The sequence below is a fragment of the Agrobacterium sp. CFBP 3001 genome, assembly GCF_027871605.1.
Classification (GTDB): Bacteria; Pseudomonadota; Alphaproteobacteria; order Rhizobiales; family Rhizobiaceae; genus Agrobacterium; species Agrobacterium leguminum.
This window is the reverse complement of sequence record NZ_JAQAHD010000002.1, coordinates 209,477-236,184: the sequence shown is the minus strand read 5'-3', so window position 1 is coordinate 236,184 and position 26,708 is coordinate 209,477. Positions and strand designations below refer to the sequence as shown.

Annotated in this window: 22 protein-coding genes; 10 read left to right on the top strand and 12 right to left on the bottom strand. The window is 60.2% G+C overall.

Translation table 11 applies throughout. The features are described from left to right. Nucleotides 1-249 precede the first annotated feature (249 nt). The 3 genes from PH605_RS04725 (at nt 250) to fdxA (ending at nt 4,248) form a co-directional block, all read left to right on the top strand. Complete coding sequence (locus PH605_RS04725) at nt 250-3,330, top strand: helicase-related protein (RefSeq protein WP_142844421.1); 3,081 nt, start codon at nt 250-252, stop codon at nt 3,328-3,330. A gap of 4 nt (nt 3,331-3,334) precedes the next feature. Continuing rightward, the gene (locus tag PH605_RS04720; RefSeq protein ID WP_142844420.1) at nt 3,335-3,751 is read left to right on the top strand and encodes an RNA-binding S4 domain-containing protein; all 417 of its coding nucleotides are present in this window, start codon (nt 3,335-3,337) and stop codon (nt 3,749-3,751) included. 158 nt (nt 3,752-3,909) lie between these two features. Further along, nucleotides 3,910-4,248: a ferredoxin FdxA gene (gene fdxA, locus PH605_RS04715; protein WP_003520294.1), complete on the top strand. Its 339-nt coding sequence runs from the start codon at nt 3,910-3,912 to the stop codon at nt 4,246-4,248. Between the two features lie 75 nt (nt 4,249-4,323). On the opposite strand, the gene holA is transcribed toward fdxA, so the two are convergent. Genes holA through leuS form a run of 3 tightly spaced genes read right to left on the bottom strand, consistent with a single transcriptional unit; the run spans nt 4,324 to nt 8,541 of the window. Further along, entirely contained in the window at nt 4,324-5,361 is a 1,038-nt protein-coding gene (holA, locus tag PH605_RS04710) for a DNA polymerase III subunit delta (RefSeq protein WP_080856875.1), read from the bottom strand. 11 nt (nt 5,362-5,372) lie between these two features. Further along, on the bottom strand, nt 5,373-5,918 hold the full coding sequence (gene lptE / locus PH605_RS04705; protein ID WP_161987770.1) for an LPS assembly lipoprotein LptE: 546 nt from the start codon (nt 5,916-5,918) through the stop codon (nt 5,373-5,375). Beyond that, nucleotides 5,911-8,541 (bottom strand): leucine--tRNA ligase, encoded by a 2,631-nt coding sequence (gene leuS / locus PH605_RS04700; RefSeq protein ID WP_142844419.1) that lies wholly within the window; start codon nt 8,539-8,541, stop codon nt 5,911-5,913. Before leuS ends, lptE begins: the two co-directional genes overlap by 8 nt. 193 nt (nt 8,542-8,734) lie before the next feature. Between leuS and PH605_RS04695 the strand changes: the two genes are divergently transcribed. Further along, nucleotides 8,735-9,394, top strand: a complete 660-nt coding sequence (locus PH605_RS04695; protein WP_065656886.1) for a YggS family pyridoxal phosphate-dependent enzyme — start codon at nt 8,735-8,737, stop codon at nt 9,392-9,394. Between the two features lie 59 nt (nt 9,395-9,453). Here PH605_RS04695 and PH605_RS04690 read toward each other — a convergent pair whose 3' ends face one another. Beyond that, the gene (locus PH605_RS04690) at nt 9,454-10,155 is read right to left on the bottom strand and encodes a DUF1013 domain-containing protein (RefSeq protein ID WP_006698297.1); all 702 of its coding nucleotides are present in this window, start codon (nt 10,153-10,155) and stop codon (nt 9,454-9,456) included. Nucleotides 10,156-10,384: 229 nt separating this feature from the next. Between PH605_RS04690 and acs the strand changes: the two genes are divergently transcribed. Continuing rightward, complete coding sequence (gene acs / locus PH605_RS04685; protein WP_065656888.1) at nt 10,385-12,340, top strand: acetate--CoA ligase; 1,956 nt, start codon at nt 10,385-10,387, stop codon at nt 12,338-12,340. A gap of 106 nt (nt 12,341-12,446) precedes the next feature. On the opposite strand, the gene PH605_RS04680 is transcribed toward acs, so the two are convergent. The 6 genes from PH605_RS04680 to PH605_RS04655 form a co-directional block, all read right to left on the bottom strand. Further along, nucleotides 12,447-13,454: a TRAP transporter substrate-binding protein gene (locus PH605_RS04680; RefSeq protein ID WP_065656889.1), complete on the bottom strand. Its 1,008-nt coding sequence runs from the start codon at nt 13,452-13,454 to the stop codon at nt 12,447-12,449. A 39-nt stretch (nt 13,455-13,493) separates the two neighbouring features. Continuing rightward, the gene (locus PH605_RS04675) at nt 13,494-14,771 is read right to left on the bottom strand and encodes a TRAP transporter large permease (RefSeq protein WP_035265222.1); all 1,278 of its coding nucleotides are present in this window, start codon (nt 14,769-14,771) and stop codon (nt 13,494-13,496) included. 4 nt (nt 14,772-14,775) lie between these two features. Next, on the bottom strand, nt 14,776-15,306 hold the full coding sequence (locus PH605_RS04670; protein WP_003520303.1) for a TRAP transporter small permease: 531 nt from the start codon (nt 15,304-15,306) through the stop codon (nt 14,776-14,778). Nucleotides 15,307-15,327: 21 nt separating this feature from the next. Further along, nucleotides 15,328-16,488: a fumarylacetoacetate hydrolase family protein gene (locus PH605_RS04665; RefSeq protein ID WP_142844418.1), complete on the bottom strand. Its 1,161-nt coding sequence runs from the start codon at nt 16,486-16,488 to the stop codon at nt 15,328-15,330. 200 nt (nt 16,489-16,688) lie between these two features. Beyond that, nucleotides 16,689-17,405, bottom strand: a complete 717-nt coding sequence (locus PH605_RS04660; RefSeq protein WP_003520305.1) for a FadR/GntR family transcriptional regulator — start codon at nt 17,403-17,405, stop codon at nt 16,689-16,691. Nucleotides 17,406-17,522: 117 nt separating this feature from the next. Further along, entirely contained in the window at nt 17,523-18,968 is a 1,446-nt protein-coding gene (locus PH605_RS04655; protein WP_142844417.1) for an FAD-binding oxidoreductase, read from the bottom strand. A gap of 199 nt (nt 18,969-19,167) precedes the next feature. Here PH605_RS04655 and denD point away from each other — a divergent pair, with 199 nt between their 5' ends. From denD to PH605_RS04635, 4 genes are all read left to right on the top strand, one after another. Further along, complete coding sequence (denD, locus tag PH605_RS04650) at nt 19,168-20,154, top strand: D-erythronate dehydrogenase (RefSeq protein WP_142844416.1); 987 nt, start codon at nt 19,168-19,170, stop codon at nt 20,152-20,154. Then, complete coding sequence (locus tag PH605_RS04645) at nt 20,151-21,053, top strand: NAD(P)-dependent oxidoreductase (protein ID WP_142844415.1); 903 nt, start codon at nt 20,151-20,153, stop codon at nt 21,051-21,053. Before denD ends, PH605_RS04645 begins: the two co-directional genes overlap by 4 nt. Before the next feature lie 9 nt (nt 21,054-21,062). After that, nucleotides 21,063-22,847: an IlvD/Edd family dehydratase gene (locus PH605_RS04640; RefSeq protein ID WP_142844414.1), complete on the top strand. Its 1,785-nt coding sequence runs from the start codon at nt 21,063-21,065 to the stop codon at nt 22,845-22,847. A 114-nt stretch (nt 22,848-22,961) separates the two neighbouring features. Continuing rightward, on the top strand, nt 22,962-23,936 hold the full coding sequence (locus PH605_RS04635; RefSeq protein ID WP_142844413.1) for a threonine ammonia-lyase: 975 nt from the start codon (nt 22,962-22,964) through the stop codon (nt 23,934-23,936). A gap of 2 nt (nt 23,937-23,938) precedes the next feature. Here the strand turns inward: PH605_RS04635 and PH605_RS04630 are convergent, their stop codons facing one another. Beyond that, a complete protein-coding gene (locus tag PH605_RS04630) occupies nt 23,939-25,042 on the bottom strand; it encodes an NAD(P)/FAD-dependent oxidoreductase (RefSeq protein ID WP_142844412.1) in 1,104 nt (367 codons plus the stop codon). Between the two features lie 229 nt (nt 25,043-25,271). Here PH605_RS04630 and PH605_RS04625 point away from each other — a divergent pair, with 229 nt between their 5' ends. Continuing rightward, entirely contained in the window at nt 25,272-25,415 is a 144-nt protein-coding gene (locus PH605_RS04625) for a hypothetical protein (protein ID WP_003505150.1), read from the top strand. A 76-nt stretch (nt 25,416-25,491) separates the two neighbouring features. Here PH605_RS04625 and PH605_RS04620 read toward each other — a convergent pair whose 3' ends face one another. Further along, on the bottom strand, nt 25,492-26,670 hold the full coding sequence (locus PH605_RS04620) for a M20 aminoacylase family protein (protein ID WP_161987769.1): 1,179 nt from the start codon (nt 26,668-26,670) through the stop codon (nt 25,492-25,494). Nucleotides 26,671-26,708: the final 38 nt, after the last annotated feature.

Sequence of the window (26,708 nt, the reverse complement as noted above, 5' to 3'; positions counted from 1 at the left end):
GATTCGTTCGCAGACTGTTCCGCAGCCGAATCGATTTCATTTTCGCCGGATTCTTTTTGTTCGTTCAACTGTTTGAATCTGAACGGAAAATTCCGTCGACCGGTCGCCCTGCGCCACTTTGCGGGTGAGGCCTATTGCCTTTGTCGGCGGGCGTTGCCATGTGTGGTGCGTGCGGCCCGCATCAGCAATGCTGGGCGCACGGCAAGCAGATGAAGTCGATTCGCGGATAGTACGTTGAATTTTCGCCCCATGATCCTGAGCGGCCGCGGTGTCACGGCCGTTCTCGGCCCCACCAATACCGGCAAGACCCATTACGCGATCGAGCGGATGGTCGCGCATGGCAGCGGTGTCATTGGCCTGCCGCTGCGTCTTCTGGCGCGGGAGGTCTATACCCGTCTCGTTGAAAAGGTGGGGGCGCCGAATGTGGCGCTGATTACCGGCGAAGAAAAAATCGCACCGCCCAAAGCCAAATATTCCGTCTGCACGGTGGAAGCCATGCCGCGCGAGACGACGGCCGCCTTCGTCGCGATCGACGAGGTGCAGCTGGCGGGCGATCTCGAACGCGGGCATATCTTCACCGACCGGGTGCTGCATCTGCGCGGGCGGGAGGAAACGCTGCTGCTTGGCGCCGGCACGATGCGTCCTATCCTCGAAAAACTGCTGCCGGGAATTACCGTTGTGGAACGCCCGCGCCTGTCGCAGCTTTTTTATGCGGGTCAGAAGAAGATCACCCGCCTGCCGCAACGCACGGCGATCGTCGCCTTTTCCGCCGATGAGGTCTATGCCATCGCCGAGCTGGTGCGCCGCCAGCGCGGCGGTGCGGCTGTGGTGCTGGGCGCGCTTTCGCCGCGCACGCGCAATGCGCAGGTGGGGCTCTACCAATCCGGCGACGTCGAATATCTGGTGGCGACGGACGCCATCGGCATGGGTCTCAACCTCGATGTCGACCACGTCGCCTTCGCGCAGGACCGCAAATTCGATGGCTATCAGTTCCGCAATCTCAATCCGGGCGAAATCGGCCAGATCGCCGGCCGCGCCGGCCGCCATCTTCGCGATGGCACATTCGGCGTGACGGGGCGTGTCGATCCGTTCGATGACGAGCTGGTGGAGCGGATCGAAACCCATCAGTTCGATGCGGTGAAGGTTCTGCAGTGGCGGACGAAAAATTTCGATTTTTCCTCCATCGCCAATCTGCGCCTGAGCCTCGATGCCGCGCCGGCGATCCAGGGACTTTCGCGCGCCCTGCCGGCAATCGACCAGCAGGCGCTGGAATATCTGTCGCGTTATCCCGAGATCATCGATGTGACGACGAGCGATGCGCGGGTGGAAAAACTCTGGGAGGCGTGCGCGCTTCCAGACTATCGCCGCATTGCTCCTGCCCAGCATGCGGACCTGATCTCCACGCTCTATTTCGACCTCGTCAAACGCGGGGCGGTGAACGAGGATTTCATGGCCGAGCAGGTGCGTCGCGCCGACCGGACGGATGGAGAGATCGATACCTTGTCTGCGAGGATTGCGCAGATCAGAACATGGACTTATGTATCGAACCGCCCAGGATGGCTTGCCGATCCGACACACTGGCAAGAAAAGACTCGGGAAATCGAGGATCGATTGTCCGATGCGCTACATGAAAGGTTGACGAAACGCTTTGTTGATCGCAGGACATCTGTGCTCATGAGGCGCCTGAGAGAGAATGCGATGCTTGAAGCTGAAATCAGTGTAAATGGTGATGTCTTCGTAGAAGGTCATCACGTCGGCCAGTTGGCCGGGTTCCGGTTCACGCCGGTGCCGGGAATGGAAGGGCCGGATCAGAAGGCCGTGCAGGCTGCGGCGCAGAAGGCGCTCGCGCTCGAATTCGAGGCGCGTGCCGCGCGTCTGCATGCCAGTGGAAATGGCGATCTCGCTTTGAGCTCCGATGGTCTGGTTCGCTGGTTGGGCGAACCGGTCGCCCGCCTTTCGGCCGGCGACAACATCATGAAGCCGCGGGTGATCCTGCTTGCCGACGAGCAGCTGAACGGCAATGCCCGTGATCACGCGCTGGCGCGCGTCGAGCGTTTCGTCAATCATCAGATTGCGACCGTGCTGAAGCCACTGGACGATATTTCCCGCGCCGAGGACCTTCAGGGTCTGGCGAAGGGTCTGGCGTTCCAGCTCGTGGAAAATCTTGGCGTGCTATTCCGCCGCGACGTTGCCGAAGACGTGAAGTCTCTCGATCAGGATGCGCGCGCCTCCATGCGCCGTTACGGCGTTCGTTTCGGCGCTTATCACGTTTTCCTGCCAGCGCTTCTCAAGCCCGCCCCGGCGGAGCTTGTGACGCTGCTCTGGGCTTTGAAGAATGACGGTCTCGGCAAGCCGGGTTACGGCGATCTCATTCCGGTGCTGGCCGCAGGCCGTACCTCGGTCGTCACCGATGCCAGCTTCGAGCGCATGTTCTACAAGCTTGCCGGTTTCCGCTTCCTCGGAAAGCGCGCCGTGCGTATCGACATTCTCGAGCGTCTGGCCGATCTCATCCGCCCGCTGCTGCAGTGGAAGCCCGGTCAGCAGCCGCGGCCGGAAGGCGCTTATGACGGTCGCCGTTTCACGACAACGACCGCCATGCTTTCCATTCTCGGCGCGACGCTTGACGACATGGAAGAAATTCTGAAGGGCCTCGGTTACCGCGCCGATCAGGTGACGGCGGAAGAGGCGCAGGCCTTCCTCGCCAGCCACGCCGGTGCCTCTGCTCCGGCTGCCGCGGAAGCGGCGACGGCTGAAGAGGAAAGCGTCGAGACCGAGGAACACGAGCCGGCTTCCGAAGAACAGGTGCCCGAGACGGCGGCTGCTGTCGAAGGCGAAGCTGTCGAGGCGCCGGTTGCGGAAGCTGCCAGCGAAGAGGCTGTCGCAGCCGAGGCCGTGCCGGAAGGCGCCGAGGCTGCCGAGCCCAAGCCCGTTCTTCTGTGGCGTCCGGGTGGTCGCAACGAAAATCAGCGTGGCGAAAACCGTCGTCCCGGCAATCGCGGTCAGGGCCGTGGTGAAGGAGCACGTGAACAGGGCGAGCGTCGTGGCGAAGGCCGTCGCGACAATCGTGACGGTGCAAACCGTGAAGCTGCCAATCGCAGTGGCGACGGCGAGCGCAAGCGCGATGGCGGCCGTCCGGACCGTGGCAACAACCGCAACAATGATCGTCACGATCGCGGGGAGCGCAAGGACCGGCCGGAACGCAATGACCGTGGCGGAAAGCCGCAGGGTCAGCAGCGCTTCGAAGCCAAGCCGCCGCGCAAGGAAAAGCCGCTCGATCCGGATTCGCCTTTCGCAAAGCTCGCTGCTCTCAAGGAGCAGCTGAAGAAGTAAGCCCATGGGAAGCAACGAACAGCCACTGGAAAGCACGCGTCAGCGTCTGGACAAGTGGCTGTTCTTTGCCCGCATGGCAAAATCCCGTTCGCTTGCCCAGAGCTACATTCAGTCTGGCCACGTCAAGGTCAACGGCATTGTCATTCGCCAGTCCAGCCATGTGGTGAAGGCGGGTGACAGGCTGGAGATCGGCTTCGAGCGGATGCACAAGGTGCTTGTCGTCAGGTCCGGCGGAACACGGCGTGGACCCTATGAGGAAGCCAGACTTCTCTATGACGACGAGACGCCGCCACGGGAACCTTCCGACAGGCTGACACCCCTCGAGCAGGCGTTGCGCCAGCCGGGCAGCGGGCGTCCCACCAAAAAAGAGCGCAGGGCGCTCGACAGGTTTCTGTCTGACAGCGACGGAAGCAAAGATTAGAATAAACCTCCGGGTCGCACCCGTTTTTCAGAATTGTTTATCCTTGCTATCTGCAAGCAAAGGCATTACGTCACTTGCGAAATTGCCCTGTCTGAATTCCGGGCGACGGCTTGTGTTCCGAAGCCCACAGACCCGGCCTGCATATTCTGGAGTTCATCATGACATATGTCGTGACCGACAATTGCATCCGCTGCAAATATACCGATTGCGTTGAGGTCTGCCCCGTCGACTGCTTTTACGAGGGTGAAAATTTCCTCGCGATCAATCCCGATGAATGCATCGATTGCGGTGTGTGCGAACCGGAATGTCCCGCCGAAGCCATCAAGCCCGATACGGAGCCGGGTCTCGACAAATGGCTGAAGCTCAATGCCGAATATGCGGCAATCTGGCCTAATATCACGATCAAGCGCGACCCGATGCCGGAAGCCAAGGAAATGGACGGTGTCGAAGGCAAGCTCGAGCTCTATTTCTCCGCCGAGCCCGGACAAGGCGACTGAGTTTTTACGGCCTGACCGCGAAACCATGATTTAAAAAGCCCTCGCAGCAGCAGCGCGAGGGCTTTTTGCTGGGCCTCATCCGCCGCGGCCGGATTGCAGCGTGGTCGACAGCAATGTCAGAAGGGCCGCGCTTTCCTCCAGGCTTTGCCGCTGACGGCTTTGCAGGATGGCGGCCTGCAGGCGGTTCATCTCGCGTGCGATCGCCGCTGGCTGCCAGGTTCGCAGGGCTCTTTCGATGATGGGTTTTCTGCGGAAATGGATGTGGCGTCCGAGTGTCTGCATGACCTGACCGGCCTGCAGTTTTTTCTCATCCATTTCGGCCCGCATCTGGTCGAGTAACTGGAATTGCTTGAGGCACCCCTGGAGCACAAGAAAGATCGGGGTCTTCGAAGAGACGATCTTCTGCGTCGCGTGGAAAAAGGCGTTTCTGTCGCCTTTCAGAATGGCGTCGACGGCATCGTCTGCGGAAACCGTGCTGGCGTCTCCGATGATCGCTAGCACATCGTCTTCCTCGACCACGTCGGCCCCACGGCAATAGAGTGCCAGCTTGCGGATTTCATTGCGCGAGGCGATACGGTCACCACCCAGGGATTCGATGAGCCTCTGTCTTGCGGCTGGTGCAATGCGCAGATTGTCGGCGGAGAGTTCCTGATCGATCAATGCGTTCAATGAGCGCGCATCGTCGGCGTAACAGGGAATCGCAGCGATGGAGCGCGCCGGTTCTGCGATCTTGCGCAGTCCCGTACCCTTCTTGATGTCGCCTGCTTCGATGATGAGGAAGCTTGCTTCCGGCGGCGTCTCGGCAAGGATCTGGAGTGCATCCACCAGCGCCTTTTCGGCCGAAGCACTTTTGACCCAGACGAGTTTTTCGCCGCCGAAAAGGCCGATGGCATTCACCTCGTCGAGCAGACGGCCGGGGTCGCCCTGCAGATCGGATGCGGTCAGTTTCAGCGATGCGAAAGCGTCATCGGGATCGATACCGGTCTTTTTGGCGATGACGCCTGCGCGTTCCGATACGAGACCGCGATCCGGGCCGTAAAGCACGAAAACGCGAAAGCGCTCCGCCGGATTTTCGGCGAAGCGCTCAAATTCATGGGACTTTATCTCCGTCACGGCCGCCGCTCTCAGCGGCCGAGCGTGGCGGCGATATCGGTGCGGATGATTTCAGCCAGTTCCCGGGCCGCACGGTTCTCAGCGTCGCGGGTTGCCCTGATCTTGGCGAATTCCTGCTGCGGCAGGTCCACCTGCGCCGTCACGCTACGCCGTGCAGAGCGAAGGATTTGACCGTCGGAAACGCGTGTCAGCACATATTGACCGCTCATCACGACACGACCAGGGTATGGGCCATCGTAATTGTTGTTCGCGCGGGTCGTCAGGTCGTAATTCTGCACTTCCGTTGACGTCGCGCTCGAGCTTACGGAAACCTTGACGTTATATTGCGCCGTGGCGGGTTCGCCAGCACCGCCGGACATCAGAAAGATCAGCTGATTGCGGACTTCCTGCCCAACTCTGCCGCCGGTCTCGGAGACGCTGACGGCCGCCAGTCTCTCCTTGGTTCCCGAAGCTTCCCCATAAAGCGGGCGCACCTGGCAGCCTGCCAGAAGACCAGCCATCGTCACGACGGAAATCGCTGCCGCGACGCGGCCCCATCTTGAAAAAACGTCAGACAACAATGTTCACAATCCTCTGCGGAACCACGATGACTTTCTTGGGCTCGCCACCGGCAAGAATGGATTTGACGGCATCCAGCGCAAGGGCGGCCGTTCGGACCGCATCTTGATCCGCATCGCGCGCGATTGTCAATTCGCCACGCTTCTTGCCGTTGACCTGCACGGGCATGACCACATCGTTTTCCTCGACAAGCGAAGCGACGAAGGCCGGCCATGGCGTCTGGGCCACGAGGCCCGCATTGCCCAATGCGGACCAGCATTCTTCCGCCAGATGCGGCGTCATGGGGGCGATGATGCGGATGAGGATTTCGACGGCGTCGCGCGCGGCCGCCTTGACGTCCTCAGACTTGCCGCCAGAAGCAACATCGGCGAGCGGGCCGGCCAGCGCGTTGACCAGTTCGTAGATGCGGGCGATGGCCTTGTTGAAGGCGAGCTTGTCCAAGTCTTCCTGAACAGCCTTCAGCGTCTTGTGCGCCACCTTGGAGGCCGCCAAGCCTTCGCCTTCGGTCGCAGGCTTCGGCTGAACGGTTCTCAGTTCTTCCGCTGCTTCGCCGATGATGCGCCAGACGCGCTGAACGAATCGGTTTGCGCCTTCCACCCCGGCTTCGGACCAGATGACGTCACGATCGGGCGGAGAGTCCGACAGCACGAAGAAGCGTGCGGTATCGGCGCCGTAGGACGCGATGATATCGTCGGGGTCAACCACGTTCTTCTTCGACTTCGACATCTTCTCGATGGAGCCGATTTTCACCTCTTCGCCGGAAGAGAGCAGGAATGCGCGGCGCGTGCCGTCGCTTTCCTCGATCCTGAGGTCGGCCGGCGGCACCCATTCGCGTGCCGTGCCTTCGCCGCGGCTATAGGTCTCGTGAACCACCATGCCCTGCGTGAACAGGCCCTTGAAGGGCTCTTTGACGCCGACATGGCCGGTTTCGCGCATGGCGCGGGTGAAGAAGCGCGAATAGAGCAGATGCAGGATAGCGTGCTCGATGCCCCCGATATACTGATCGACCGGCAGCCAGTGGTTGGCGACCTTCGGATCGGTCGGTGCGTCTTCCCACGGCGCGGTGAAGCGCGTGTAATACCAGCTGGAATCGACGAAAGTATCCATCGTATCGGTTTCGCGGCGTGCGTCATGGCCGCATTGCGGGCAGGAGACATGACGCCAGGTGGGGTGCCGGTCCAGCGGGTTGCCGGGCACGTCGAACGTCACGTCGTCGGGCAGCTTGACGGGCAGGTCCTTCTTCGGGACCGGCACGACGCCGCAGACTTCGCAATGGATGACCGGGATCGGGCATCCCCAATAACGCTGGCGGGAAATGCCCCAGTCGCGCAGACGGAAATTGACCTTGCGCTCGGCCTGGGGCGCGTTGCCCAGCGTCTGCGCCGACAGCTTCTGCACGACCGCCTCGAAGGCATCCGTCGTTTTCATACCATTCAGGAAGCCGGAATTGATCATCAAGCCGTCATCGGTGAAGGCGGTATCATCGATGGTGAAGTTTGCAGCATCAGGGCCTTCAGGGGCGACGACGGCCACAACCGGCAGGCCGTATTTGCGGGCGAAATCCAGATCGCGCTGGTCACCCGACGGGCAGCCGAAGATCGCGCCGGTGCCATAGTCCATCAGCACGAAGTTGGCGACGTAGACCGGCAGTTCCCAATTGGGATCCAGCGGGTGTACGACCTTGACGCCGGTGTCGATGCCTTTCTTTTCAGCCGTTTCGAGTGCTGCGAGCGAGGTGCCATGGCGGCGGCATTCGTCGCAGAACTCGGCAATCGCCGGGTTGTTCGCGGACAGTTCCCTGGCCAGCGGGTGGTCGGCGGCAATTGCCAGGAAGGAGGCGCCGAACAGGGTGTCCGGGCGTGTCGTATAGACGGTGATGTCGGAGAAACCTTCCGGCACTGTCCCGGCGACCGTCTGCCAGCGCAGCGACAGGCCTTCGGAGCGGCCGATCCAGTTCTTCTGCATCAGGCGCACTTTTTCCGGCCATTGGTCGAGCGTATCCAGCTCGTCCAGCAGGTCCTGGCTGAAATCGGTGATGCGGAAGAACCATTGCGTCAGCTCGCGCTGTTCGACCAGCGCGCCGGAGCGCCAGCCACGGCCGTCGATCACCTGCTCGTTGGCGAGAACCGTATGGTCGACCGGGTCCCAGTTGACCTTGGACTGCTTGCGGTAGACCAGACCCTTTTCCATGAAATCGACGAACAGCGCCTGCTGGCGGTGGTAATATTCCACGTCGCAGGTCGCGAATTCGCGGGTCCAGTCCAGCGAAAGGCCCATGGATTTCAGCTGGCCGCGCATGGTGGCGATGTTCTGATAGGTCCAGTCCTTCGGGTGAACCTTGTTCTGCATGGCGGCGTTTTCGGCAGGCATGCCGAAGGCGTCCCAGCCCATCGGGTGCAGGACGTTGAAACCGCGGGCGCGCTTGTAGCGGGCAACCACGTCGCCCATGGCATAGTTGCGGACATGGCCCATGTGGATGCGTCCCGAAGGATAGGGAAACATCTCCAGAACGTAATATTTCTCGCGCGGATCGCTGTTGTCGGTGACGAAAACCTTGTCTTCGTTCCATTTCTGCTGCCAGCGCGGCTCGGCGTCGCGAGGATTGTAACGTTCGATGGCCATTGTTTAGAATTCCGGGTATCGAGGGGAAAAATTTGCGCTGACCTTCACCATGAAACGACCGGGGCGTCAAGTTTGGCGGGGCATTCGGGCGTTCAATCTTGGCCAGCGTGCCTCAAATGGTGCTAAACCCGCTTGGCATCAAGGCAATCGGGGTCTAGTTAGCGTTGCGAATGGTTCAAATGAAGGTCTTGTGATGGAAATCGAAGCACGTCTTGAGGATGTCAGGCAGCGCATTGCCGATGTTGCGGAAAAATCCGGACGCAAGGCGGCGGATGTTGCCCTCGTCGCGGTCTCGAAGACCTTCGAGGCGGAGGCGATCCAGCCGGTCATCGATGCGGGCCAGCGCGTATTCGGCGAGAACCGCGTGCAGGAGGCGCAGGGCAAGTGGCCTGCGCTTAAAGAGAAGACGGCTGATATCGAGTTGCATCTGATTGGCCCGCTACAGTCCAACAAGGCGGCGGATGCCGTGGCGCTGTTTGATGTGGTGCAGAGCGTCGACCGCGAAAAGATCGCCCGCGCGCTTGCCGAGGAATGCGGCAAACAGGGGCGAAGCCTTCGTTTTTATGTGCAGGTTAATACAGGGCTTGAGCCGCAAAAGGCGGGTATCGATCCACGTGAGACCGTGGCTTTCGTCGCCTTTTGTCGGGATGAGCTGAAATTGCGGGTTGAAGGACTGATGTGCATTCCGCCGGCGGATGAAAATCCGGGTCCGCATTTTGCGCTTCTGGCGAAGCTTGCCAAACAATGTGGGCTTGAGAAGCTTTCCATGGGCATGTCGGGCGATTTCGAAACCGCCGTGGAATTCGGCGCGACGAGTGTTCGTGTGGGCTCGGCGATCTTCGGCACGCGATAAGGCTACAAATAAAAAACCCGGCGCTGAGGCCGGGTTTTCAAACTCTAAAAGACGTCCGATCAGTACTGATCGTCCTCGTCTTCGTCCTTCTGCGTGGATTTCAGCGAGGAGAGCTTCTTGAAGACCGCATCGGCGTCGATCTGTTCGTCTTCTTCGCGCTGGAAGTTGTAATCCAGACCTTCCGTTGCCGTCGCCGGCTGCAGTGTGTTGTCCAGCTCTTCGGCGGTCGGCAGCGGACGGCCACGCGAGGCGCGTTCAACTTCGAGGTCAAGATCGATCTGGCTGCAGAGGCCGAGGGTGACCGGGTCCATCGGCGTCAGGTTGGCCGAGTTCCAGTGGGTGCGGTCACGAATCTGCTCAATGGTCGACTTCGTGGTGCCGACGAGACGCGAAATCTGCGCATCCTTCAGCTCCGGGTGGTTGCGAACGAGCCAGAGAATGGCGTTCGGACGGTCCTGACGCTTGGAAACCGGCGTGTAACGCGGACCGCGACGCTTGGATTCGGGCACGCGCACCTTCGGCTCGGAAAGCTTCAGCTTATGGTTCGGATTGGCTTCAGCGCGGGCAATCTCGTCGCGGGAGAGCTGTCCGGTTGCAATCGGGTCAAGACCCTTGATGCCCTGTGCGGCTTCACCGTCGGCAATCGCCTTGACTTCGAGCGGATGCAGTTTGCAGAACGTGGCGATCTGATCGAACGACAGCGCGGTGTTGTCAACCAGCCATACAGCCGTTGCCTTTGGCATGAGCAATTGTTGAGCCATAGATACAGTCCTTCTGTCCGTCCGCGCCGGTGTCGCGGGCGTGGTATCAACCACTGATTTCCGGGATATTGCCGCTCTATAACCGGATTGCATCATAATTGCAATTCTTTGCGAAACAAATGACCTTTGTCTAATTGCCGTGCGGATTTGAACTGCTATGAATTCAACACATGCCTGAGGTGGGAGTCTCGGGCCACGTCAGAAGCCATATCGGTTCCAGGAGGAGTTTATGTCTGCCAAAATCTACCCGGTTCTCAAATCGGCGAAGGCCCGCACGCTCATCGACAATGAGCGTTACCAGAAATGGTATCAGGAGAGCGTCGAGGATCCGGAAAAGTTCTGGGACAAGCACGGCCGGCGGATCGACTGGTTCAAGCCTTATACCAAGGTCAAGAACACGTCCTTCAAGGGCAGGGTGCCGATCAAGTGGTTCGAGGACGGCCTGACGAACGTTTCCTATAACTGTATCGACCGGCACCTGAAAACGCATGGCGAGCGCACGGCGATCATCTGGGAAGGCGACAACCCGTATATCGACAAGAAGATCACCTATAACCAGCTCTACGACTATGTCTGCCGTCTGGCGAATGTGCTAAAGAAGCACGGTGTCAAGAAGGGCGACCGCGTCACCATCTATATGCCGATGATACCCGAGGCGGCTTACGCGATGCTCGCCTGCGCCCGCATCGGCGCCATCCATTCCGTCGTGTTCGGCGGGTTCTCGCCGGAAGCGCTGGCGGGCCGCATCGTCGATTGCCAGTCCACCTTCGTCATCACCTGCGATGAGGGCGTGCGCGGCGGCAAGCCGATCCCGCTCAAGGAAAATACCGACAAGGCGATCGATATCGCCGCCAAACAATATGTCATCGTCAACAAGGTTCTGGTGGTGCGCCGCACCGGCGGAAAGACCGGCTGGGCGCCCGGCCGCGATATCTGGTACCATCAGGAAATCGCCACCGTGAAGCCGGATTGCCCGCCGGTGAAGATGCGTGCGGAAGACCCGCTGTTCATTCTTTACACTTCAGGCTCCACCGGCAAGCCGAAGGGCGTGTTGCACACCACGGGCGGCTACCTCGTCTATACGTCGATGACGCACGAGTATGTCTTCGACTACAAGGACGGCGAGGTTTACTGGTGTACCGCCGACGTCGGCTGGGTCACCGGCCATTCCTATATCGTCTACGGTCCGCTTGCGAACTGCGCGACGACGCTGATGTTCGAAGGCGTTCCCAATTTCCCGGATCAGGGCCGCTTCTGGGAAGTCATCGACAAGCACAAGGTCAATATCTTCTACACCGCGCCGACGGCGCTCAGATCGCTGATGGGGGCGGGCGACCAGTTCGTCCAGCGCTCGTCGCGCGAGAGCCTGCGGCTTCTCGGCACGGTCGGCGAGCCGATCAATCCGGAAGCCTGGGAGTGGTATTACCATGTGGTCGGCGAGGACAAGAGCCCGATCGTCGACACCTGGTGGCAGACGGAAACCGGCGGCATTCTCATTTCGCCGCTGCCGGGCGCGACCGATCTGAAGCCCGGTTCGGCCACAAGGCCGTTCTTCGGCGTGCAGCCGCAGCTTGTCGATGCCGAGGGCAATGTGCTGGAAGGACCCGCTGACGGCAATCTCTGCATCATCGATAGCTGGCCGGGCCAGTCGCGCTCCGTCTATGGCGATCATCAGCGCTTTGTCGATACGTATTTCTCGACCTACAAGGGCAAGTACTTCACCGGCGACGGCTGCCGGCGTGACGAGGACGGCTATTACTGGATCACCGGCCGCGTCGATGACGTGCTGAACGTTTCCGGTCACCGCCTTGGCACGGCCGAAGTGGAATCGGCGCTGGTGTCGCATCACCTCGTTTCGGAAGCGGCTGTGGTGGGTTACCCGCATGCCATCAAGGGCCAGGGCATTTATTGTTATGTCACGCTGATGGCGGGCCAGAATGGCGACTATGCGCTGCGCGAGGAGCTGGTGAAGCACGTGCGCAACGAGATCGGGCCGGTTGCAACACCTGACAAGATCCAGTTCGCGCCGGGCCTGCCCAAGACAAGGTCTGGCAAGATCATGCGGCGCATCCTGCGCAAGATCGCCGAGGACGACTTTGGTGCGCTGGGGGATACGTCGACGCTCGCCGATCCAGCGGTGGTCGAAGACCTTATCGCCAACCGGCAGAACCGCACCGCGTCCTGATCTTCTGGAAGGGCTGCTTCGGCAGCCTTTTTCCATCTGCGATTTTCACAAACAAAAACACCCGGAGGCGGAACCTCCGGGTGTTTTTAATTGTATCCGGTAAGGATTACTGGCCGCGGATCTTCTTCAGGTCCGCCAGAACGGCGTCGACGACGTCTGCGCCGATTTCAGCCTTGTGCTTTTCGTAGACGACCATCGACTTTTCGCGGATACGGGTCTGCTCTTCTGCAGACAGCGTATTCACTTCGAGGCCGGCAGCCTTGATCTTCTCCAGCGACTTCTGGTTCAGTTCGCGGATGACCTTGCGCTCTTCGTCGCGGCCGACGATTGCGCATTCACGCAGGGCGGCCTGTTCTTCGGGCGTGTAGCTGTCGAAGATCGGCTTGGAGAAGAGGAAGAGGAACGGCGTGTAGGCGTGGTTCGTCTCGGTGATGTATTTCTGCACTTCGTAGAACTTCGAGGTGTCGATCGTCACATAGGGGTTTTCCTGCGCGTCGATCGCGTTGGTTTCCAGCGCCGAGAAGACTTCGCCGAAGGCCATCGGCGTTGCATTGGCGCCGAGGTTCTGGAAGGTGTCGAGGAAGATGTTGTTCTGCATCACGCGGACCTTAAGGCCCGAGAAGTCTTCCCACTTGTTCACGGCATGCTTGGAGTTTGACAGGTTGCGGAAGCCGTTTTCCCAGTAGGCCAGGTTTACGAGGCCCTGTTCTTCCAGCTTCTTGTTCATCATGTCGCCGAAGGCGCCGTCCATGACGGCATCGGCTTCCTTGGCGTTGGCGAAGAGGAACGGCAGGTCGAAGACGCCGAGCGACGGGATGAGACCGACGAGCGGCGACGAGGACGTCACGACCGCTTCCTGAACACCGGAGCGCAGGGCCTGCGTTGCCTGAAGGTCACCGCCGAGAGCGCCGCCCCAGAATGCCGTCAGCTTCAGCTTGCCGCCGGACTTGTCGTCAAGGCAGGCCTGCATGGCCTTAATGCCGTTGCCGACCGGATGATCCTGGTTGATGCCGTTCGAAACGCGGATGTTACGGCTGTTGAATTCGGCCATTGCCGGAGCGGCGGCGCCAACTGCGAAAGCGATGGCCGTGGTGGTCAGAAGAAGCTTTCTCATAATATCCTCCCTTGGATTGTTTGCGAGAAGCAGGTTGAATTAACGGAGATACTGCAGTGGTACGAGGACGATGTCCGGGAAAATCACCAGCAGCGCCAGGACGATGGTTTCGGCAACGAGGAACGGCCAGACGCCGACCGTCACCTTGCCGAGCGGGATGCGGCCGACGCCGCTGACGACGTTCAGCACCACGCCAACCGGAGGGGTAATCAAGCCGATGGCGTTGTTGATGATGAAGAGAACACCGAAATAGACCGGGTCGATGCCCGCCTGTTTGACGATGGGCATCAGAACAGGCGTCAGGATCAGGATGGTCGGCGTGAGGTCGAGTGCGGTTCCGACAATGAAGACAAGCACCATCATTGCGGCCATCAGAAGCATCGGGCGGTCGATCAGCGGCTCGATATAGCCTGCGACTTCGTTCGGAATGTTCGCTGCCGTGATGAGCCATGCGGACACAAGTGCCGCGCAAACCAGGAACATGATGATGGACGTGCTCTTGGCGGCGCGCAGAAGCACGTGGAACAGATCCGCCGGTTTCAGTTCGCGGTAGATCACCATACCGACGAAAAGCGCGTAGACAGCGGCAACGACGGCAGCTTCCGTCGGCGTCATGATGCCTGCCTTGATGCCGCCGAGAATGATGACGGGCATGCCGAGCGCCCAGCCGGCGCGAGCAGTGGCGGTCAGGCGTTCCTTGGCGGAGGTCTTCGGCAGCGGCTTGACGTTATCCTTACGGACCACGATCAGCCAGGCGATGATGAGCGATGCACCCATCAGAATGCCGGGAACGATACCCGCAAGGAAAAGCTGGGTGATCGAGACGTTGGCGGCAACACCGAAAACGATGAAGGCCATGGATGGCGGGATGACCGGGGCGATGATGCCACCTGCGGCGATGAGACCGCCGGAGCGCGGAATATTGTAACCGGCCTTTGCCATCATCGGGATGAGGATTGCGGCAAGGGCTGCGGTATCGGCTGCGGCCGAGCCGGAAATGCTGGCCATGATGATGGCTGCAACGATGGCCACGATGCCGAGACCGCCACGGATATGACCGACGAGTGCGATTGCAAAGTCGATGATGCGGCGGGACAGACCGCCGGAATTCATCAGTTCGCCGGCCAGAATGAAGAAGGGGATGGCGAGCAGCGTGAAGGTGTCCGCGCCCGAAATCATGTTCTGGGCGATGATGGCGGTGTTGAACATGCCCATATACCACATGAGCACGACGCCGCAGAACATCAGCGAGAACGCGACGGGAACGCCAATCGCCATGGCTCCCAGCAGAGAGCCGACAAAAACGAGAAGTGTCATGGTATCAGCGCTCCGAAAGCTGTTCGATCGTCAGATTCTCGCCGGCAAACTGGGCGATTTCGTCTTCTGTCACGCCGCCCGTCAAGTAACGGTACAGGCGTTCCAGTGCGATGATGAACATCAGGCCGCCGGTGAACATGCCGACGCCATAGACCCAGATCATCGAAAGCTTGGTGACGGGCGCATGCATGCTGGCATTGATGCCGGATTGCTTCCAGGTGCCCCAGAAGAAGATGGCGGAACAGGCCAGAATGATGATGTTCGACACGATCATGCAGACGATGCGGGCGCGACGGGACAGGAACATCACGAGCGTTTCGATGCCCATGTGGCTGTTCTCACGGAAGGTCAACACGGCGCCGATGAAGGTCAGCCACACGAAGAAGTAACGCGACAGTTCTTCCGAGACGTTGATGCCGGAGTTCATCGTATAACGCATGACGACGTTGACGAAGACCATGATCGACATGCCGGCAAGCAGCAGGACGAGAATGATTTCGAGAATCCGGTAAAAGAGATTGATGGTCTTTTGCATTTTCCCCTCCCGAAGAAATATCTAGAGCAGCCCTCGTTTCGCCAGGTTGCGCATCAGGGCCGCGGTGCCGAATGTCCATTCCGGGCATTCGTCGGTCGTGGTGACCCAGTTGATCAGCTTACCGAGCTTGGGCGTGGAGATTTCAACACGGTCGCCCTTTGAATGGGTGAAACCGAGGCCTGGGCCATGACGATCCTTCACCGGCGCGAACATCGTGCCAAGGAAAAAGACGGCGCCGTCAGGATATTGATGGTTGCGGTTCAAGAGCTGCGAAGCGAGGTTTTCCGGCGTGCGGCTGATCGCCTCCATGGGGCTGACGCCCGTCATGGTGAAACCGTCTTCGCCCTCGACCAGAAGCGATATCTGTGATTTCTTCACATCTTCAATGGTGAAGTTGCCGTCGAACAGGCGGATAAAGGGACCGATCGCGCAGGAAGCGTTGTTGTCCTTCGCCTTGCTGAGCAAGAGTGCAGAGCGGCCTTCAAAGTCGCGCAGGTTGACGTCGTTGCCGAGCGTTGCGCCAACGATTCGGCCGTCGGAGGTGATGGCAAGCACCACTTCCGGCTCCGGGTTGTTCCACTGCGATTTCGGGTGAACGCCGATCAGCGCGCCGCAGCCGACGGAAGCCATGGCCTGCGCCTTGGAGAATATCTCCGCATCCGGGCCGATGCCCACTTCCAGATATTGTGACCAGAGGCCCATTTCCTGGAGCAGTTTCTTCACTTCGGCAGCTTTTTCGGAGCCGGCCTCAAGTCCCTTGAGATTGTCGCCGAGAACCGGCGCCAGCCGTCCGCGAATTTCCTGCGCACGCAGCGGATCGCCCTTGGCCTGCTCCTCGATCACGCGTTCCAGCATGCTGTCGGCGAAGGTCACACCGGCGGCCTTGACGGCCTGAATGTCGTTAGGGGCAAGGAGTTCGCCGGCGGAACCGTCCAGAAAAGCTTCCAGTGCGCCGAGTGCGACGAAAGTGCCGGTGTCGGCGAGCCGCTCCAGCAGATCGGTCTTCTCCAGAAGTTCGGACATGGTAGGGGAAATCGACGTGAGGTCATAAAGCACGCCGCCCTTCAGCAGGACGGGGCAGGGGCCGTCTTCGCTTTTCGACCAGACACGGCCGACGAGCAGCGCGTTTTCGAAATCTTCAGGCAAAATTGCGGTAGCGTCGATGGACCTTGTACCGGTCATGTAGTCCTCCCCTTCAGCATCCGACAGGCCGCCTCCTGCGGTCTTATTGTCTGGATGTCTGACAACTTAATCCCATTCTTCTTAGTATGACTTTTGCTACGAGTCTAGCGGCCTTGCCGACAAAATTATCGTGTTTCGCGTCTCAATTCCCGCAAAGCCGTAAACCTGTCCTATAGCTTTGCCGGCATCCACATTGCTGCTCAGAAGATATCTAGTTCGAGATTGACCCGGCTGGCAGCGCCGATCAGGTGCTTGCGCATGGCGTTCTTGGCGGCAGTGGCGTCGGCCTTCTCGACGGCTTCGTAGATTGCCACATGTTCGGCAATCGTCACCTCGAGAATTTCACCAAAAACCGCGCGGGAGAAAGCGATGTTGATGGCGGAGCTGATGCGTTCCGCGATGAAGCCGAGGAACATCAGGAAATATTCGTTCTCAGTCGCTTCCGCCAGAATGCGGTGGAAGTCGAGATCGGCGGCAACGCCTTCCGTCGACCAATCATCGGCGGTTTTCATCTTTTCCAAGGCTGCCGCCAGCCGCGTCAGCTGCTGCGGGCTGCGGTGCAATGCGGCAAGCCCCGCCGCCTCTATTTCCAGCGGCATGCGGAGCTGGAAAAGATCGCGGAAATTTTCCGGGTCGTTTAGCCGCGACCGCTCGATGCGGATGGACAGTCTTTGCCGGGGATCGGTGACGAATGCGCCCACGCCCTGCCGAGTTTCGACAAAGCCTTCGTTGCGCAATTGTGCAATCGCTTCGCGGATGACCGAACGGCTGACCCCGAAGGTTTTTGCCAGAACATGTTCGGTCGGCAGCCTGTCACCCGGTCCGAGCTTCGAATCATTGATTTCGCGCGCAATCTCCGCGGCGATACGGCCGGGCAGATGATCGTTGCGATGTATCTGATTGAACTCCAGCGTCATGGTTGCTCCCGTTCCACAGAAACGATTGGTTCTTTTTCCCGCGACAGGCGACTTCCTCCTTCGCCGTCAGCGGGGTTTTCAAAGGCGGCGTTTTCAGCCGCCTTTGCCGTTCCTCGATTAGCTATCCGGTTGCAGGGTTATCTGGCAACCGGGATTCATCCGCAAATCAGGGTCGAAGGTGTTTTTCAGGCCGGTAATCATCCGGCGCTGTACGTCGGATAGCCGGCTTTCGAAATCGGAGCGTTTCAGGCGGCCGATGCCGTGCTCGGCGCTGATGCTGCCGACGTAACGGTCGAGGACCTCGTTAACGAGTGTCTTGGATTTGTAGATGAAGGCGTCGCGCTCTTGTGGCGTCGAACCGTTCGGCGGCAGCACGTTGAGGTGGACGTTGCCGTCTCCAACGTGGCCATAGGAAACCGCCAGGCATTCCGGCAGTTTTTCCGCAAGTTCCGCCTCGGCTTCAGCCACGAAGGCTGCGAGTTTCGACAAAGGGACGGAAATGTCGGTGCGCATATGCGCGCCGCGCAGCGCCTGGCCCTCGTTCATGCCTTCGCGGAACAGCCAGAGCGATTGGGCCTGTGCCCGTGAAGAAGCGATGACGCCGTCCAGCACCAGCCCGTCTTCCATCACGCCCTCAAGGAAGCGTCCCATCAGGTCAGCGGTATCGACCAACCCCGAGCCGGAAATTTCCATCAGTACATAGGCAGGATAATCGCCGGCGATGGGCATCTTGAGATCGGGAATTGCTTCAATCGCGAGTGTGAAGGCGACAGGCGGCATGAATTCGAAGGCGGACATCAGGTCGCAGCATTCGCGGCGGGCGCGGCGGTAAAGCTTGATGGCATCGTCAAGCGAAGTGAGGCCGAGCAGCGCCGTCTCGACATGTTCGGGATTGGGATAAAGCTTAACGGCAACCGCGGTGATGATGCCGAGCGTTCCTTCCGCGCCGATGAAGAGCTGCTTCAGATCGATGCCGCGATTATCCTTGCGCAGCGTCGACAGCCCGTTCCAGATGGTGCCGTCAGGCAATACGACTTCGAGACCCAGCACCAGTTCGCGGGTCATGCCGTAGCGCAGGACATTGATGCCGCCGGCATTGGTGGAGACGTTGCCGCCGATGCGGCAGCTGCCCTGTGCACCGAGCGACAGCGGGAAAAACATGCCCTTGTCCCCAACCGCATCCTTGAATTCCGACAGAATGCAGCCGGCTTCCACAACGGCGGAAAAATCGTCGCTATCTATGGTGCGGATGGCGTTCATGCGCTCCAGGCTCAATACGACCTGATGCTTGGGGGCATCGGGAATGCCGCCGAGCACCAGTCCGGTATTACCGCCCTGGGGGATGATGGCAAGGCCCAGTTCCGCGCAGGCGCGGACAGTGTCGGAGACTTCCTTGGTCGAGCGGGGGCGGATAACGGCCACGGCCGAACTGGTGACATCGCCATGCCAGTCGCGGCAATAGCGCACCATGTCTTCCTGCGATGTCAGCAGCAAAGCCTCGCCGAGCCTGTTCTTCAACGAGAACCGCAATTCCTCGGTATCGGTTTCGCTCACGATCGTCATTCCACCCTCTCCGTCCAATCCGCCCTAAATTTCCGGACAGGGCTCTCTCGCCCTTGCTTTTGCCGGTTTGTGAAAAAATACTATTTTCAATCCGATCATATAAGGTTATCAGACAACCTTACAAGCTAATTTATCGGTCGACTGGCCGATGATGTTTTTTCGGTCCCGGGAGAATGGCCGGGACAAAGAGGAGGAAAACATGCATATCGCAATCATCGGCGCCGCAGGCATGGTGGGCCGCAAGCTGACTCAGCGTCTCGTCAAGGACGGATCGCTTGGCGGCAAGCCAATCGAAAAGTTCACGCTTATCGACGTGTTCAAGCCCGAAGCGCCTGCCGGTTTTTCCGGTGCGGTCGATGCGCGTACCGCCGATCTCTCCGCGCCGGGTGAGGCCGAAAAGCTGGTCGAAGCCCGCCCAGATGCCATTTTTCACCTCGCCGCCATCGTCTCCGGTGAAGCCGAGCTCGATTTTGATAAGGGCTACCGCATCAATCTCGACGGCACACGTTATCTCTTCGATGCCATCCGCATTGCCAATGGCAAGGATGGTTACAAGCCGCGCGTGGTCTTCACCTCGTCCATCGCCGTCTTCGGTGCGCCGCTTCCCTATCCGATCCCGGATGAATTCCACACCACGCCGCTGACCAGCTATGGTACGCAGAAGGCGATCTGCGAATTGCTGCTGTCCGATTACAGCCGCCGCGGTTTCTTCGACGGTATCGGTATTCGCCTGCCGACCATTTGCATTCGTCCCGGCAAGCCGAATGCGGCCGCTTCCGGCTTCTTCTCCAATATCCTGCGCGAGCCGCTGGTCGGCCAGGAAGCGGTTCTGCCGGTGCCGGAAAGCATTCGCCACTGGCACGCTTCGCCGCGTTCCGCCGTCGGTTTCCTGATCCATGGGGCAACGATCGACGTTGAAAAGGTCGGCCCGCGCCGCAATCTGTCGATGCCCGGCCTCAGCGCCACCGTCGGCGAGCAGATCGAAGCGTTGCGCAAGGTCGCTGGTGAAAAGGCCGTTGCCCTTATCCGCCGCGAGCCGAACGAGATGATCATGCGCATGTGCGAAGGCTGGGCCCCCGGTTTCGAAGCCAGGCGTGCCCGCGAACTGGGCTTTACGGCTGAAAGCTCGTTTGAAGAAATCATTCAGGTTCATATCGAGGACGAACTGGGAGGTTCACTGAAATGAGTGCTGGCGGGGAGGAGAAGAAGCGGTCGGTTGCCTTTATCGGCACAGGCCTGATGGGCGGGCCGATGGCCCGGCGTCTGCTGGGCGCCGGCTTTTCGGTCACCGTCTGGAACCGTAGCGTGGATAAGGCCGAGGCGCTTGTTGCCGATGGCGCGGTCGTCGCGGCATCGCCGGCGGAGGCCGCCAGGGGCGCCGATATCGTCATCACCATGCTGAGCGACGGCAAGGCTGTGGGCGAGGTGCTGTTTGCGGCCGGCGTGGCCGAAGCGCTGAAAAAGGGTGCGGTCGTCATCGACAGCAGCTCGATTGCGCCGCCGATTGCGCGGGAACATTCCTCCCGGCTTCAGGCGCTCGGCGTTCATCATGTCGACGCGCCGGTTTCCGGCGGCGTGCCGGGCGCGACCGCCGGTACGCTTGCGATCATGGCGGGTGGCGATGAGGCGCTGATCGCGGGTCTTGCCGATGTTTTCGCACCGATGGGCCGGCTCACCTATGTCGGTCCCTCGGGTGCTGGCCAGCTCTGCAAGCTCGCCAACCAGCAGATCGTTGCCATCACCATCGGCGCGGTTGCCGAGGCGATGATGCTGGTGGAGGCGGGTGGTGCATCGCGTGAAGGGTTCCGCAACGCCATACGCGGCGGTTTTGCCGAAAGCCGGATCCTGGAACTGCATGGCGACCGCATGGTGAAGCGCAATTTCGTACCTGGCGGTCCCTCCAAGTTCCAGCTCAAGGATCTGAACGGCGTGCTGGCGACGGCGAAGGATCTGTCTCTCAATCTGCCGCTTACGCAGCAGGTGACGCGGGAATTTGACGACTTCGTCGGTGACGGTGGTGCCGATATCGACCATAGCGGCATCCTGCTTTACCTCGAAAAACTGAATAACCGGGAACAGGGCTGAGGCAGGTTCATGAGTGACGAGAAGACACCGATGCGCCGCCTGCGGTCGCAGGACTGGTTCGACAATCCCGACCATCTCGACATGACGGCGCTCTATCTGGAGCGCTTCATGAATTACGGCGTGACGCCGGAAGAACTGCGTTCCGGCAAGCCGGTCATCGGCATCGCCCAGAGCGGCAGCGACCTGACGCCCTGTAACCGTGTCCATGTGGAACTCGTCAAGCGGGTGCGGGACGGTATCCGCGATGCGGGCGGCATTCCCATCGAGTTTCCGACCCATCCGATGTTCGAAAACTGCAAGCGCCCGACGGCGGCGCTTGACCGCAATCTCGCTTATCTCAGCCTTGTGGAAGTGCTTTACGGTTATCCGCTCGACGGCGTCGTTTTGACCACGGGCTGCGACAAGACCACGCCTTCAGCGCTGATGGCGGCAAGCACGGTTGATATTCCGGCCATCGTCTTGTCCGGCGGGCCGATGCTCGACGGCTACCATGATGGGGATCTGGTCGGTTCCGGTACTGTCATCTGGCGCATGCGCCGCAAATATGGCGCTGGCGAAATCACCCGCGAGGAATTTTTGCAGGCAGCGCTCGAATCCGCGCCTTCGGTCGGCCATTGCAACACCATGGGTACGGCGTCGACCATGAATGCCATGGCGGAGGCGCTCGGCATGTCGCTTACCGGCTGCGGCGCCATTCCCGCCGCTTACCGTGAACGCGGCCAGATGGCCTATCGCACCGGCCGCCGTGCCGTCGAGCTGGTTGTCGAGAACATCAAGCCCTCCGACATCATGACCCGAGAGGCATTTTTGAACGCGATCCGCGTCAACTCGGCAATCGGCGGTTCCACCAACGCCCAGCCGCATCTGGCGGCCATGGCAAAACATGCGGGTGTGGAGCTTCGCGAGGAGGACTGGCAGGTTCACGGTTACGACATTCCGCTCATCGCCAATGTCCAGCCAGCCGGCAAATGGCTGGGTGAGAAATATCACCGCGCCGGCGGCACGCCCGCCGTCATGTGGGAGCTTCTCAAGGCCGGCAAGCTCGACGGAAACTGTCCGACCGTGACAGGCAAGACCATGGCGGAAAATCTGGAAGGCCGGGAATCCACCGACCGCGATGTGATCCTGCCTTATGACAAGCCGCTGAAGGAGCGGGCCGGTTTCCTCGTCCTCAAGGGCAACCTGTTCGATTTCGCCATCATGAAGACGAGCGTGATCTCGGCGGAATTCCGCCAGCGTTATCTGAGCGAACCGGGCCGCGAAGGCATTTTCGAGGGCAAATGTGTGGTGTTCGATGGTTCGGAAGACTATCACGCCCGCATCAACGATCCGTCTCTCGATATCGATGAGCGCACCATTCTCGTCATTCGCGGTGCGGGGCCACTCGGCTGGCCGGGTTCGGCAGAGGTCGTCAACATGCAGCCGCCGGATGCGCTGTTGAAAAAGGGCATCACCAGTCTGCCGACGATCGGTGACGGCCGGCAGTCGGGAACGGCGGACAGCCCGTCCATCCTCAACGCCTCGCCGGAAAGTGCTGCCGGCGGTGGGCTGGCATGGCTTCGTACGGGGGATATGATCCGCATCGATTTCAATGAGGGCGAGTGCAATGCGCTGGTGCCGGATGAGGAGCTTGCCGCCCGCAAGGCTGACGGCATTCCCGCTGTTCCTGCGGATGCGACGCCCTGGCAGCGCATCTATCGTCAATCGGTGACCCAGCTTTCGGATGGCGCGGTTCTGGAAGGGGCTGCGGATTTCCGCCGGATCGCCGAGAAGATGCCCCGGCACAATCATTGATCACATACGACAAAAAATCCCCGGCCACGTCCGGGGATTTTTCTTTTCCGGGCGGTTTCGCAATTGATTGCGACCTCTTAATGTACCCGCAAATCCGCATCACAGGGGCAGGACATGACAGATATTTCGATGATAGAGGCCGCGCGTGGGCGCATCGGCAACCATGCGGTTCGCACACCGCTTCTTTCATCGCCTTTTCTGGACGAAATTGCCGGGCGAAAGCTGTTCGTGAAGGCTGAATGCCTGCAAAGAACGGGTTCCTTCAAGTTTCGCGGCGGCTGGTCGGCCGTCTCCGGCCTTCCGGCGGAGGTGCGCGTCAAGGGCGTGATCGCCTTTTCCTCCGGCAACCATGCGCAGGGCGTGGCGCTTGCCGCCCGGCTGCACAATGTCCCTGCCGTCATCATCATGCCGTCGGATGCGCCGAAGATCAAAATCGACAATACCCGGGCCTATGGCGCGGAGGTAGTGCTCTATGACCGTGCGAACGAAGATCGCGACGCCATCGGTGATCGCATTTCGCGTGAGCGTGGGCTGACGCTGATCAGGCCCTATGACGAACCGCTGGTCATTGCCGGGCAGGGGACAGTGGGGCTGGAGATTGCCGAACAGGGCGCGGAGTTGGGCATCGGTGCGGCCGAGGTTCTGGTGCCCTGCGGTGGCGGCGGCCTCACCTCCGGCATCTCCCTGGCACTCGCAGCAAAAGCGCCGAACTACAAGGTCAGGACGTCGGAACCGGAGCGGTTCGACGATGTGGCGCGCTCCCTCGCTGCGGGTAAGATCGAGCGTAACGCCACGACCTCGGGCTCGATTTGCGACGCGATCGTCACGCCGCAGCCCGGCAACATTACTTTCCCCATCATGGCCGGGCTCTGCGGAAAAGGCATTGCCGTGACCGAGGAGGAAGCGCTGCGTGCTATGGTTCTCGCGTTTAACCGGCTGAAGATCGTTGTCGAACCCGGTGGCGCGGTGGCGCTGGCGGCGGCCCTCTTCCACGGCGATGAACTGGAAAGCGAAACGGTGATCGCGGTCGCTTCCGGCGGCAATGTCGATCCGGAGATCATGGCCGGCGCGCTCTCTCGTTTCGGTTGAGGTCAGGCCTCGAGCCGTGCCGCGACCTCGCCGGCAATCGCCAGCGAGGCGGTGAGGCCGGGGCTTTCTATGCCGAAAAGGTTGACGAGGCCGGCAAGGCCGTGGGTTTCCGGTCCGTCGATGCGGAAGTCCATGGCCGGTGCGTCCGGGCCGGAAATCTTCGGCCGGATACCGGAATAGGCCGGGATCAGCGCGTCATCGGGAAGGCCCGGCCAATAGCGCCGTATCGCATCGCCAAAACCCTCCATACGGCGGGGATCGACCGCATAGTCGATGGTATCCACCCACTCCACATCCGGCCCGAAACGTGCCTGGCCGGCGAGATCGAGCGTGAGATGCACGCCGAGGCCATGAGTGTGCGGTGCGGGGTAGATCAGCCGTGAAAACGGGGACTTGCCGGCCAGCGAAAAATAGCTGCCCTTGGCGAAACGCGCCTGCGGGATTCCGTCCTCCGGCAATCCTTCGATCTTTCTTGCCACCATGGGTGCAACAAGCCCGGCGGAATTGACGAGCAGCCGGCATGTCAGGCTGGTGGGTTCCGTTCCGCCGACATGAACTCGGAAACCATTGCCCATCGCCTCTGCCTTTTCGAAGGGTGCGTTCAGGGCAAGGGCAGCGCCATGATCCTGCGCGTCTCCAAGCAGCGCCAGCATATAGCCGTGGCTGTCGATGATACCGGTCGAGGGCGATATCAGGGCTGCGACGCAGGCGAGCGCGGGTTCGAGCAATAGCGCCTGTTGCGCATCGATCAGCTCAAGGTCGTTGCAGCCGTTAGCTTTGCCTTTTTCGCGCAGGGTGGTGAGCATGGCCGTCTCTTCATCGCTCGTAGCGACGATGAGCTTGCCGCAACGACGATGTGAAACGCCGTGGCTTTGACAGAAGGCATAGAGCCGCTCCTTGCCCTCCACGCAAAGTCGGGCCTTGAGGCTTCCGGCCGGATAATAGAGCCCGGCGTGGATGACTTCGCTGTTGCGGGAGGAGGTGGCAGAGCCGAATTCCTTCCCGCTTTCGAGGATGATGACGGTGAGGCCGCGCATCGCCAGTTCACGCGCTGTCGCGAGCCCTATCACCCCGGCTCCGATGATGATGGCGTCGATATCCGTCATGGTCTTTTCCGTGCCCGCCACCGGTTTTGAACGGAAATGCCCTCCACCGCGTTGATCCTGCGCAATGGGTAGATTGATGCTTGCCGGTGGGCAAGTCGCAATCGGTATTTTTCCCGATGCGCCAATCTTATGGAATTTTATCTCTACTGAAACAGTGGGGAATAAAGCTATTCTATGAGTGAAATAAGCAATGCCCGCTTTGAAGGGCCGAGCAGGAAGGGAGTGTACAATGTCTTATTCCAAGGCAGGAAAAGTAAAAGACTTTGTCTCGCAGCCCCAGTCGCCGCGAAACTGGAAAGATTCGGTTCATGCGGCTCTTGTCGGCGTCTGCGTGGCTTTTGTCGCCGCCGTCATCTTCGGTCTCGTTCCCTGATCCTCCCGATTTTCTCATCAGGTAATTTGAGAATGAAAGGCCGGTCGCTCCTCCGACCGGCCTTTTTCATGACCGCTCACGCCTTCAGGTAATCTTCCGCCAGGTCGACCCAGAAAGCGGTTCCGATCGGCAGGATATCGTCGTTGAAATCGAATTTCGGATGGTGCAGCGGCGGATCGTTATCCGTGCGCGCGGTGCCGAGGAAGAAATAACAGCCGGGTCGTTTCTCCAGCATATAGGCGAAGTCTTCCGCACCCATCGATGGGCGCTGCATCTCGGCCACCTTTTCAGGTCCGGCAAAACGCCGGGCGAGATCGGCGACATAGTCCGTTTCCGCCTTGTGGTTGACGGTTGCATTGTAACCGCGCTCGTAATCGATGGTGACGCTCATGCCATAGCTGGCCGCCTGGCCTTCGGCTATCGCCCGGATGCGCTTTTCCAGCTCGTCGCGCACGCCCGGATCGAAGGAGCGGATGGTCAGCAGCATTTCCGCCGTTTCGGGAATGACATTGCTGGCACCACCGGCATGGAACGCGCCAACGGTGACGACCGCCGATAGTTGCGGATGGATGTTGCGGGACACCACCGTCTGCAGCGCCATTATGATGCTTGCGCCGGCAACGATGGGATCGGCCGCATCCTGCGGTTCGGCGCCGTGGCCGCCGTAACCGTTGACGGTAATCTTGCACTCGTCGACGGCGGCGAGGATAGGTCCGTCGCGCAGCACGAATTGCCCGAAGGGCACGCCGGGATCGTTGTGAAGGGCAAAAACCGCATCGCAGGGAAAACGTTCGAACAGCCCGTCCTCGATCATGATGCGGGCGCCGCCGAAATTCTCTTCCGCCGGCTGGAAGATCAGATGCATGGTTCCGTCGAAATTTTTGCGCTCCGCAATGATCTTCGCCGCGCCGAGCAGCATGGCGGTGTGGCCGTCATGTCCGCAGGCATGCATCACGCCCTGATTGGCGCTCGCATAATCCGCACCGGTTTCTTCATGGATCGGCAGGGCGTCGATATCGGCGCGGATGCCGAGCGTGCGGGTGCTGTCGCCATTGCGGAGTGTGGCGACGACACCGGTTCCGGCCAGTCCCCGGGTCACCTCATAACCCATTGCCGCCAACTGTTCGGCAATAAAATCCGACGTCTTGAACTCCGAAAGGCCGATTTCGGGGTTTCGGTGGAGGTGGCGGCGAATGGCCACCACATCCGGCATATGGTTGGCAAAGGATGCGAGATTTGCGGTCTGTCTGGTCATTTTTAGAGTCCCGGATTCGGCCGTTTTTTCCGGCGTCT

Coding starts and splice junctions, on each gene's coding strand:
- PH605_RS04680 (WP_065656889.1), bottom strand. CDS start 13,454: ATGAGAAAGCTTCTTCTGACCACCACGGCCATCGCTTTCGCAGTTGGC.
- PH605_RS04695 (WP_065656886.1), top strand. CDS start 8,735: ATGGAAATCGAAGCACGTCTTGAGGATGTCAGGCAGCGCATTGCCGAT.
- PH605_RS04675 (WP_035265222.1), bottom strand. CDS start 14,771: ATGACACTTCTCGTTTTTGTCGGCTCTCTGCTGGGAGCCATGGCGATT.
- PH605_RS04645 (WP_142844415.1), top strand. CDS start 20,151: ATGAGTGCTGGCGGGGAGGAGAAGAAGCGGTCGGTTGCCTTTATCGGC.
- PH605_RS04640 (WP_142844414.1), top strand. CDS start 21,063: ATGAGTGACGAGAAGACACCGATGCGCCGCCTGCGGTCGCAGGACTGG.
- fdxA (WP_003520294.1), top strand. CDS start 3,910: ATGACATATGTCGTGACCGACAATTGCATCCGCTGCAAATATACCGAT.
- PH605_RS04690 (WP_006698297.1), bottom strand. CDS start 10,155: ATGGCTCAACAATTGCTCATGCCAAAGGCAACGGCTGTATGGCTGGTT.
- PH605_RS04660 (WP_003520305.1), bottom strand. CDS start 17,405: ATGACGCTGGAGTTCAATCAGATACATCGCAACGATCATCTGCCCGGC.
- PH605_RS04625 (WP_003505150.1), top strand. CDS start 25,272: ATGTCTTATTCCAAGGCAGGAAAAGTAAAAGACTTTGTCTCGCAGCCC.
- PH605_RS04725 (WP_142844421.1), top strand. CDS start 250: ATGATCCTGAGCGGCCGCGGTGTCACGGCCGTTCTCGGCCCCACCAAT.
- PH605_RS04655 (WP_142844417.1), bottom strand. CDS start 18,968: ATGACGATCGTGAGCGAAACCGATACCGAGGAATTGCGGTTCTCGTTG.
- leuS (WP_142844419.1), bottom strand. CDS start 8,541: ATGGCCATCGAACGTTACAATCCTCGCGACGCCGAGCCGCGCTGGCAG.
- PH605_RS04670 (WP_003520303.1), bottom strand. CDS start 15,306: ATGCAAAAGACCATCAATCTCTTTTACCGGATTCTCGAAATCATTCTC.
- PH605_RS04635 (WP_142844413.1), top strand. CDS start 22,962: ATGACAGATATTTCGATGATAGAGGCCGCGCGTGGGCGCATCGGCAAC.
- denD (WP_142844416.1), top strand. CDS start 19,168: ATGCATATCGCAATCATCGGCGCCGCAGGCATGGTGGGCCGCAAGCTG.
- PH605_RS04630 (WP_142844412.1), bottom strand. CDS start 25,042: ATGACGGATATCGACGCCATCATCATCGGAGCCGGGGTGATAGGGCTC.
- acs (WP_065656888.1), top strand. CDS start 10,385: ATGTCTGCCAAAATCTACCCGGTTCTCAAATCGGCGAAGGCCCGCACG.
- PH605_RS04620 (WP_161987769.1), bottom strand. CDS start 26,670: ATGACCAGACAGACCGCAAATCTCGCATCCTTTGCCAACCATATGCCG.
- PH605_RS04720 (WP_142844420.1), top strand. CDS start 3,335: ATGGGAAGCAACGAACAGCCACTGGAAAGCACGCGTCAGCGTCTGGAC.
- PH605_RS04665 (WP_142844418.1), bottom strand. CDS start 16,488: ATGACCGGTACAAGGTCCATCGACGCTACCGCAATTTTGCCTGAAGAT.